The sequence below is a fragment of the Paraburkholderia youngii genome, assembly GCF_013366925.1.
In the GTDB taxonomy this organism is placed as follows: Bacteria; Pseudomonadota; Gammaproteobacteria; order Burkholderiales; family Burkholderiaceae; genus Paraburkholderia; species Paraburkholderia youngii.
The window spans coordinates 812,052-821,776 of record NZ_JAALDK010000001.1; the positions used below are offsets into that span (position 1 = coordinate 812,052).

6 protein-coding genes are annotated in these 9,725 nt (G+C 57.4%); 5 read left to right on the forward strand and 1 reads right to left on the reverse strand.

Going from position 1 to position 9,725, the window contains the following annotated elements:
• Positions 1 to 433: 433 nt before the first annotated feature.
• A complete protein-coding gene (locus G5S42_RS03880) occupies positions 434 to 736 on the reverse strand; it encodes a DUF6471 domain-containing protein (RefSeq protein ID WP_217709836.1) in 303 nt (100 codons plus the stop codon).
• A gap of 467 nt (positions 737 to 1,203) precedes the next feature.
• Here G5S42_RS03880 and G5S42_RS03885 point away from each other — a divergent pair, with 467 nt between their 5' ends.
• The 5 genes from G5S42_RS03885 to G5S42_RS03905 all read left to right on the forward strand — a co-directional run bounded on the left by G5S42_RS03885 (position 1,204) and on the right by G5S42_RS03905 (position 9,058).
• The gene (locus tag G5S42_RS03885; protein WP_176105609.1) at positions 1,204 to 2,049 is read left to right on the forward strand and encodes a PDDEXK family nuclease; all 846 of its coding nucleotides are present in this window, start codon (positions 1,204 to 1,206) and stop codon (positions 2,047 to 2,049) included.
• Positions 2,050 to 2,144: 95 nt separating this feature from the next.
• The gene (locus tag G5S42_RS03890; protein ID WP_176105610.1) at positions 2,145 to 4,565 is read left to right on the forward strand and encodes a TnsB C-terminal domain-containing protein; all 2,421 of its coding nucleotides are present in this window, start codon (positions 2,145 to 2,147) and stop codon (positions 4,563 to 4,565) included.
• Between the two features lie 41 nt (positions 4,566 to 4,606).
• A complete protein-coding gene (locus tag G5S42_RS03895) occupies positions 4,607 to 6,190 on the forward strand; it encodes an ATP-binding protein (protein ID WP_176105611.1) in 1,584 nt (527 codons plus the stop codon).
• Positions 6,191 to 6,356: 166 nt separating this feature from the next.
• Entirely contained in the window at positions 6,357 to 7,697 is a 1,341-nt protein-coding gene (locus G5S42_RS03900; RefSeq protein ID WP_176105612.1) for a TnsD family Tn7-like transposition protein, read from the forward strand.
• A gap of 113 nt (positions 7,698 to 7,810) precedes the next feature.
• Positions 7,811 to 9,058 carry a TniQ family protein gene (locus G5S42_RS03905; protein ID WP_176105613.1) on the forward strand — a complete coding sequence of 416 codons (1,248 nt, stop codon included), beginning with the start codon at positions 7,811 to 7,813 and terminating at the stop codon, positions 9,056 to 9,058.
• Positions 9,059 to 9,725 lie beyond the last annotated feature (667 nt).

The window sequence follows — 9,725 nt, forward strand, 5'->3', positions numbered from 1 at the left end:
CCGAGGTCGCCTTGTCGAGGCAACGCGCGCTATGGGCACGGTCGCACGCGCGGCCCGGTCCGATTCGAGATTCCGGTGCGCCATTCGTGCCCGCGTGGCACAGAGGAATGCCATCCACGTTGCGCTCGGCGGCTCGTGCGTGAGGCAGCGGCCTAGCCGCTGGGGTGTGCTGCCTCGGCGATGCCTCGGCGGGGCCAGGTCCTCTTGCCAGATGGAGGATCCCCGTTCACTGTCCCTAGCGGAAGGAACCGCGCGCCGGGAAGCCGGACGAGAGGCGAGAACTGAGGGATCGGGTATGGCGAGTTCAAACGAAAGCGACTGCAGCCGGCCCCATGCTGGAGAGCGGCGCCGCCCGCCTCGGCTGTTCATGGCCCATGTGGCGGCCCCGAGCCTGGTGGCGGTGCGCGGCTGTCTGCGCCAGGAAAGCAGGGGTTTAAAGATGGATCGCGTTCGATGAATCGCCTGTCGGCACGTCAATCGACACACGGGAGACGCCGACGGCTTTCATGCAAAGAATGAAGAACGCAAACTGGAATGTCCCTCTGCGGACCTTCTGGGCGATCGAAGTCTCGGTCTCGACATGCCCTAATGCAGACAGCCTGTCGGCAAGCTGTGCATACGTAATACCCCGGGTCGAGAGAACCGTTTTCAACGATCGCCGGGCAAATTCCGCGTAGTCGAGCTCGTCCGTGGCGGCCGCGACAGAGACCCCTTGCGTTTTAACCCCACTCTGCATATTATCCTCTTGACCTCGCCGCGTTTGACATGTTTCATCCCTGTAGTCAGAAATATCAAATATGGCGATATCCTGTCATTTATGATAAGGTAAAGCGGAGACGAAAAGCCCTTATCCGCCCGTATGGGCGACAAAAACCACAGTTTATCAAGTCCCGTTCCGGATGGACAAAGCCTGGGCGTTGAATTTTCAACGATCGCATGAGCCCGGGCATGTCCAGGCTAAAAACGGGGCGGCGGGTGGTCGATGAAATGAATAGCACGGTCAGCCCCTAGGAAGCAATGGTGGCGCAGTCCGTAGCGGGGACAGGGTAATGGCCCGTTCCGGGTCAGCGACCAGCGGGCCCAGGATGGGATCGCGGACATCGATTGCCTCCATGATCATAAAGGACATCGCCTGTGCGTCCATTCCGTTCAATTCGCATAGCTAATCTTCTTTTCACGTCAGCGCCCTATCCGGGAGGCCGTGTGGCAGCTGGAATCCAGAGCCTGTCTGAACAGCAGATCGCCCTGTTCCGTAAGGAAGGACGCGGCGCCGGAGAAGGGGCGGATTACGTCCCGGGCCAAGCCCAACGTGATATGTCCGGCATCGGACGCCTGCGCAGATTTGCCTGTGCGCGTTGTGGTGGGCGCCAGATAGTGCTTGCGTCGGACGTCGAGCTCTCGGTTTTTCTCGATGAGTACTGGGATCCGTGCACACGTGACCTTCATGAGTACATGCCGCTCATTGACGTCGCAAAGACCGTGCAACTTGCCGGGATCCTGGGGGCCGGCCATCCCGAACTCTCCGATGGGAGTCCGGCGATGCTGATGACCAGCCTGATGGTCTGCAAGCGCAGAGCAGGGTCGTACAAGTGGGAAGCTATCGATGTCGTATCTTCGCCCGATGCCCAGCGCGAGCCGTCGGACGAAAATCGGATTAAGGGCGAATACTGGAAGAGACTCGGGGTGGCTCACCGCGTTGTACATTCTCGCGGCTTGAACAGTCCTAGGGCCAGACACCTCTGGTTTCTGTTCAACGTGGCGGAGCTCATTGTGAATCGTGGGCTGTCCCAGGAGCAGCGACTTGCTCAGCGCGCGGTCCTGGAGCGACTCAGATTACGTCAGGGTGTGACGCTTCTTGCCGTCTGTCACGCGGCAGCCGATGCGCGAGGCATTCCGCGCTCAGCATGCGTGGCTGCGATGCATGAACTGATCGCGCTGCGTATCGTCGAGTGCTCGCTCGATGTTCCTGTGCTGCTATCTCAAAAGCGGCAGGATTCACGCGTGCGGTTGTCCTTCGAACGACTTAAAAATAGGAAAGTACCGTCGTAGGTGACGTGCATCGGCGTCAGGTGTTATAAACCATGCGACGAAGTCGTGCCTCGCGTCACGGCACTAATAAGTAATGCTAACCGAAAGGAAAGGGAATGCCAGCACGCGTGCAGAGATTGCCGGTTCTGCGTGAACTGTATAGAGAAGAGTCGAGCGGGAAGCTATACCGCGTTGTCCACGCAGAGAACGGATCACCGGAAGTCGTTCTCTGCTACATATTCGGATCACGACTGGTTCTGCGGTTCATTTCGCTGACTGTTTTCTGCGTTCTGAGCGCGCGTGAATATGCAGGGGAGGACGGCTTCACCCGTCTCAAACAGGAGCGCGACCCCTACAGCGTGCTGCAAAGAAGCGTACGTGGAACAGCAGGCAGCGACCGCCAAAGCACGGTCAACTGGCAGCGGATTTTTCCGCTTGTGTCGGATCCGCGGCTCTTTTATCGGGCGCTCCGGGGAGGTTCAGGGCGGACGCGGATCCTGCAGGAAATTGCAGATGATTGCGGTGTGACGATCCAGCGTATCCGGAAGCTCTTTCGTGAATATCTCCAGAGGGGAATGAATGAAGCGGCAGTCGCATCGGAACTCTGGCGCTGCGGGCGCAGAGTGCAGCCACCGCGATACCAGCTGGGGGAAGACGCGGGGGTCACCGTCGTTTCTCGCCAATTTAAAAAGAGGCCCGGGCGGAAGCCGTCAGACGAACGCGCTCATGCGGCGCGAACGGATGCGCTCGAGAGGCTCTTCGAACAGTGTGTCGATATCTATCTCACGAGCAAGGTGGGCCCCTGGACGTTGGAAGTCAGCGATGAACAGAGGGAGGAAATTAGAAAATTCGCGAAGGCCGCCCGTTTTCCGTCGACGAGGAAGCCCCGGTGTCGCCCGAAGGGCAGCAGTCCTCCGAAGCGTAAGCGATGGCACAGTCCCGGTCGGCGCGGCGGACCCAGGACCCGGGTGACCTGGCAGGACCTGACAGATTACCTGAACTATGTCTGTCGTTGCACTCATGAGGTGCGTGACGGTACCGGTCAGATAGTCGACCTGGAACTGGCGCCCTTTGGGCTCATTACACCGCGGCAGTTGACAAACTACTATCAGACCCGGGTGCCTCCCGAAGCCAGGAAGCGGAGGCTGATGGGGGAGCGGCAGTACTTGCGTCAGGGACGCCCCATCAAGGGTCATGCGCTGCAGCATTCCTTGGGGCCGGGGCAGGAGTATCTGATTGACGCGACCATCGCCGACGTGTACCTGGTGCTTTCCTACGATCGGACGGTGGTGGTCGGGCGTCCCACCGTGTATCTGGCAATGGATGTATGGAGCCGGATGATCGTGGGGTTCTACGTGACATTCGATCCGCCTTCGTTCGAGGGCGTTGCATTGATGCTGGAGAACATTGCGACCCCCAAGGACGAATTCTGCGCAAGGTTCGGGATAAAAATAGAGTGGAAAGACTGGCCGTGTGAGTACCTTCCTAAGTCGGGCTTCTTTGCCGACCGTGGAAACGATTTCATGAAGACTGCGGCATGGCAGTCGGTCAACCGGGTCCTGGGCATACCAATCGGCAATGCAAAGGCCGGAGATCCTACCCTGCGTGCGCTCATCGAGCGAAGGTTTGGCATTGTTCCGGCATATTTCCAGCGAGCGACGTTTGGCGTGGTGGAGGCGGACGCCACGACGCGAGGGGCTCCTCATTATGCCTGGGACGCGACGCACACGATGAGCGAATTCACGCGGAAGCTGATCCGCGCGGTTCTGAGACATAACCGGACGCCCATCGGTCGCAAAGGCGCCATCATCGAGATGGCGACCGCTGGATTTGCAGATACACCGCTTAACCGTTGGAACTGGGGGCTGGACAATCGCACAGGATCTTTATGGAAGCATTCCCTGGACGAGATTCGTCGCGCGACGTGGCCTGTCGAATCGGCAACCCCTTCAAAGCAGGGGCTGCATTGGCGTGGCTTGTATTTCACGTCACCTCATATCCAGTCGAAACACGTTCACATGTTCGGGAAACATGCGAAAGATGCCGTGCAGATCCAGTTCAACCCCAATTCTCCTTCGCAAATCCTGGTTCCCGGTGATTTGCACTGGGAGTACGCTCAGCTCGCGGGAAGTAACAAAGTCACTCCCGATGAAGGGACGCTGATGGAATGGGAAGTGGTCCGGACCATGGACCGGCACAACGCACGCAAAGAACATCAGGCTCTTCAACCGCAGCGCATCATGGACCTGCTGAACAATTCGGAGGAAAGTCGCGCTGCAAAGCGGGACCAGAAAGAAGCGCTCAGGCAGTCCGGCATCGCTCACCCGCGGCAAGCACGGCATCGTGGATCAGCGGCGTCAGGCCAGTCCGGACCGGCCCAACCATTCCGGAATTTCCAGCAAGGGCGATCACGCGACGATAAACGGAGCGACGAGGAGCCAGCGGTCGATCACGATAGTCGCCCTGACCGAGACGCTGAAGACTCAATTGCAGCAAGGATGTCGAAAAACATCCGGAATATCATCGACGGTGCATGAGTCGGTGGTCCCGACATTCACATAACGGCAGGAGTCGCGATATGAAGCGGAGTCGGTCGGTCGGTGCAGAGGACAACGCAGAGTCAGGGGACAATTCGAACGAAGAGTTGTACAAGACTGTTCCAGCGGATCTGAACGCAGATTTGCTCTTTGGCAGAAAATGCCTTTCTGTTTCCGCGTGCTATCACAAGAGTACACTGGAGCTACCGGAGAATGGGGAGAACCCGGCGATCCTGGCGCTTCCTCCGCTTGAATCACAGGAGAGCTTCGCTGAAGCAATGAATGCCAGCTTTGCCGTATTCCATTCTAAGGAATCCCGGAATCTTCCCCGGCAATTGCGACTGTTATCCATTGAGCGCATCTCGCGGGTTCTGGTCCTGACGGGGGCCCATCTGAAACTCATCGACTGGATACACATTTCCTTGCGACATAGATACCGGGGCCTAATACCCACCAGGTCGCTGCGAGAAAGCGCGCAAAAGAAATATGCAGCCACTCAACGGGGGGCGCCTTGCGCAATCTATCCGGTAGAAGATTCGCACGCTGATTGCATCTCGGTTCTTGGAATCTCCGGAGCTGGCAAGACGACCACGATCAAAATGGTTCTGAGCATGTTTCCAGCGATAATTGAACACACTGAATTCATGGGGGTATCGGCCAGGTTTGCGCAGGTCGTCTGGATCTTCGTGTCCTGTCCGTCAAATGGGTCGGTGTCGACCCTCATGAAAGGGATCCTGCACTGGTTCGATCTTCACCTCGGAACACACTATGTCGAAGAGGTAAAGAGCAGTGCAAACACGGGAGACTGGATACAGGCAGTGGTGGTCCAGATTCGTCGGCATCTCGTCGGATTGATTGTCATTGATGAGATCCAGTTTGCGGTGAAGTCCGCAGAACGGGCGGACCTGATGGGGTTTATCACCAGTTTGCTCAACGACGGCGAGTGCCTTTTTGTGCTCGTGGGGACGCCTGATGCTGGTGAAATGATAAAAAGGACAGTTCGCAACCTCCGACGTGTAGTCAGCAGGACCTATATCCCCCTCGATCTCTTTCCGGCGCCAGAAGATGCGATGCGCCTCGCCAGCAAGATAACTGCGATCGATTTTTTGCCGGAGGAGCCACGCAACAAAGTGAGCGTGAATAAGGCGCTCATTGAGGTGGGAGCGGGCTCGCCGGCGTTCATGAAACTTGCCTGGTCGCACACCCAATACGCGGGAGATCGTGCTGGCGAAACATACGTCACGCCTGCGCTGATCCGGAGTGCAGTCGAGGAGCCATTCTCGCTTGTCGAAGGCCTTTTAGGCGCCCTGCGCAGAAAAGATCTCGTTGCCCTTGATCGGTATAGGGACACGGCAATCGCGCAGATCGAAGATATCAGGGAGAAGATGGCCGTGGAGCAGAGCAGGAGCCGTCTGGCCTTGACTGCCGGGGCAGACGATGTCGTTCAGAAGTTTTCGAGATGTGTTGAAACGATCATCAATCTGGGCTGGACACAGATTGACGCAGAGGCATTTGTCAGGTCGAAGCTCGTGTCCGACGCATCGATGCCGATAGCCAGCATCGTTCGCATGGCCCTGATGGCTAAGCCGGATGATTCCGGGTCGACGGGCGCGTCTGCTGCCTGAGCCGGTTTTGAGAGCATTCAGTCAGAAACGGTCAGGGCGACCAATGCGCCGCAAGCAGTTCTGTCGGATCGCATCTGCAATCGAATGAATAAAGCACCGCGGTGATCCTATCGGAACCGGACTCGGATGGTGCCAATGCAGTTGGTGTACAGGACGCGGAGGGATCATGCCGGTTTATCTTGATGAGCCATTGCCCGATGAGATGCTGTTCAGCGTGATTGCCCGGTATGTTCAGGGATCTCGCGTCGGTGACATCGCGGGCTTCCTGCGCAATCTCATGGGCGTGCGTGGCACCGTTTGCGCGGATGGATATCTGGATTTGGTACATCTAGCAACACAGACCGAAGCCGCGTGGGGAATGACTCCCCGCGCCATCCAGGACAGGCTTACGCATTTCCCTTTCTACTCGGCAATGGTTGGCCCGGGAGGCAACGGTTCTTTGGGGCGCTCCCTGCTGAGATGCGCCCAGTGGTCAGGGTATCTGGAGGCCGGATACCCTGGCCTTCGCTTTTGCCGGACCTGCTGGCGGCAAGATGACGAAAGGCAGGAGCCGCGGTACTGGAGGCGTTCCCATCAGTTGCCAGGCGTGGTTACCTGTGTCTGGCACGGCGAAGTACTGCATGTCGCTGGGGCTCCGGCAGCGCGGCGACTTCTGGTCGCGACCACGCGACTAGATGAGGGCCATCCGGCGATCGAAGGTCGGGCTGGCGATGCGGTCGCATGGCGGGACATAACGCTGCTTGCCGCACAACTGCTTGGCGGTAATTTCCCCTGGACAGGATTTTTTGATCCCGACGTGCGGTTCGGGTGCGCCCGGCGCTGTGGCTATGCCAGTGGCAATTCTCTGGACTTCGCCCGAATGTCCAGGGACATGGTCGCTCGGCTAGGGAACACATACATGCGAGCAGTGGGCCTGGCGGGTGACGGTTCTGCCTGGCTGCGTCGTGCCTTCCTGCGACCGACTTATGGTTCCTTCCAGTCACTGCCTCTATTATTGGTGGCGCACCACCTGATAGGCGGCTCGTCGCGTCCTGCAGATGCCAGTACTCCGATATGTCCGGGGGCAAGATCGGATCATGACGAGGAGCATCGTGTCACTCAAAGAAGGAGAGAAAATGGATGTCCACATTACTTCTGTTCCTGTGGTTTCTCCTTCATTTTCGAACAACTTGCCGGTGGCGATGGAGCTATCACGCCGACACAAACTGGACCCGACATTGCAATGGCGGCAGCGGTGCTGGCGAGCAGAAGCCATTCCGTAGCACAAATCGCGAGCAGTCTGGGGCTCGAAGTCGCCCATGTGGAGCGACAGATCGGGCACCGGGTGGAGGTTCGCCCCTGGCATCGTCGGACCGTGCGCGCGAGACATCTGGCTTCGTGGGTCGAACTGGTGAATCAGCTTGGCGATGCCAATGCCGCCTTTCTAAAAGACGGGCGCCTTTGGCGGCGTGTTGCGCCTCTTGCTGAGGCTCTTCCAGAAGCTCTGCTACCTGCTCTTGCTGAATGAAGCGACCGGTTTGTTTGCGCTGAACCGATTGTAAAAGGAAATGACCGCAACGAGGGGAGTATCCGGTCTTCTGAACGGCGCAGCTTGACCGTAGCGTAACGTGGGAGGGTGCAGTGGCGGTATATCTTGACGAGCAACTTGACGACGAGCCACTTTTTGGGATTGTTGCACGGTATATTGAAACGTCACCCGGAATCTCCCTCAGCCGTGTGATTCCATTCCTTTATGGCGCGCCGGTTACTGCATCGATTATGGGCAGGAATATTGGTCATGTCGCAAGTGAGACGAGCGCTTGTTGGGGGCTTGCACCGCAAGAGATTGCTTGCCGGATGACGATCTTTCCGTACGTCTCCAATATGCTTGAGAAAGAGAGAGCGTCAGACCTGCTTGAGGAGATGATTGGATCGAGGAACGCCCGCCCGCTTACCCATCGACTTGGCCCGTGGAGCGGCGCGGTAGAATTCCGCTATTGCAGAAGCTGTTTGTTGGAAGACCAGAAGCAAGGGATTCCTATGCACTGGCGGCGGACTCATCAGCTGCCGGGTGTAGTAATTTGCCTTCGCCACAGGGAATTTCTTTGGTCGTACAAGATGAGGGATAAACACAGCGTTTCTCGAGGATTCATTACGCCAGAGACCGTTCGGAAACTAGGCGTGGCGCCTCTTGTGTCGGATGCCGAGCATGTGAGGGAAGAGGCTGCACTGGAGTATGCACAGGTGTCGAATGACTTATTGCACGGAGTCAAGTCCATTAATCGTAAATCATTGAGCGTACAATTTTCTCGTTTCCTTAGTAGGCGATCAAGATACTTCTCCGGACACAGAACTGAAGAATGCACTAAGAAACTGATCAACGGCTGCTTTGGAAAAGATTATTTTGCATGCGCAGGCATTGGACCGGTGGATGGTCTGATTCGTGAGAGGAATCTTGAAAGAGCTGGAGTCTGGAAGGCAGTGCTGCTCACGAGCGTGCTGCAGCTAATCGAGCGACATCCCGATTTGTTAGCTGATGATTGCTTCAAGTCGATCTACGGCGACGTATCGTTAGCGGGGGTTAAGTGTGGACCTCGGTTTCGTCCACGTCCTCCGGTGGAATGCCCGAGTTCGCTTGCGCCGCACGGTGCTGGACATATTGTGGAAAGAACAGCCTGGAGAAATCGTGTGTTACAGTGCGCGTGCGAATGCGGTATGACCTTCACATGCGAAGAGCTTGACGCCGGTATCGGTCCACCGCGGATTACCCGCTGGGGGCGCGTGTATGTTCAGGAAGTGAACAGATTGAAAAGCATGGGCCAAGGCCCGAATGCTATTGCTGAAAAACTCCGGCTACCACTTCGGACCGTCTTTAATATGCTAGCGTGACGGTTCAACGGCTCTGTCCGAACGGACGATCTCAGACTTCTGCGCAATAAGTTCCGCGAGGACAACGGGGGCAACGCTTATATCCGCATCACTCTCTTGCCGCGATCATCGCGAGCTACTGATGACCTGCCAATCAAAGGTGCATAGGTTGCACATTTGACGCGTGCAGTTCCAGTGGAGCATGATGCGTCCCTTTATCTTGGTTGGGCTCTCGGCCTTGCTGGTTGTACGAGGTGCGAGCTTGCGTCCAAATAACCCCTCGCTGCGGGCACGAAAATAGTTCTGGGTGTGCAGCTTTCGCGGTCTGAAGTCGGAAGGGGAACGCGCTATCCCCCGCTGTCACGGGAAAATGAAGTGCGCTCCTTTTTGTGTGCACAGAATAGGTTATTGACATGAAGTTTTGTTCGCGCTGAGTGGCGGTGCGCGGCGATTGACGAGCAATTACGAGTTGCAGCCTCGCCGTGCCGGCGCGATGAGTGCGTCACTGGCGCTGCCGTGTTGGATTCTTGCGGGCGTACAGGGGCTTAACGATCCCGCAGGCCCGCGAAGTCGAACAGGAACAGGCGCACTTCGCGCCATCATCGATCCGTTTCGCTCCCTGGCACTGATGGGTCATGCAGCTCGACCTCGCGACCCTAACAGGCGGGGTCTGCAGCGAAACCCGCCG

Coding starts and splice junctions, on each gene's coding strand:
- G5S42_RS03880 (WP_217709836.1), bottom strand. CDS start 736: ATGCAGAGTGGGGTTAAAACGCAAGGGGTCTCTGTCGCGGCCGCCACG.
- G5S42_RS03890 (WP_176105610.1), top strand. CDS start 2,145: ATGCCAGCACGCGTGCAGAGATTGCCGGTTCTGCGTGAACTGTATAGA.
- G5S42_RS03895 (WP_176105611.1), top strand. CDS start 4,607: ATGAAGCGGAGTCGGTCGGTCGGTGCAGAGGACAACGCAGAGTCAGGG.
- G5S42_RS03900 (WP_176105612.1), top strand. CDS start 6,357: ATGCCGGTTTATCTTGATGAGCCATTGCCCGATGAGATGCTGTTCAGC.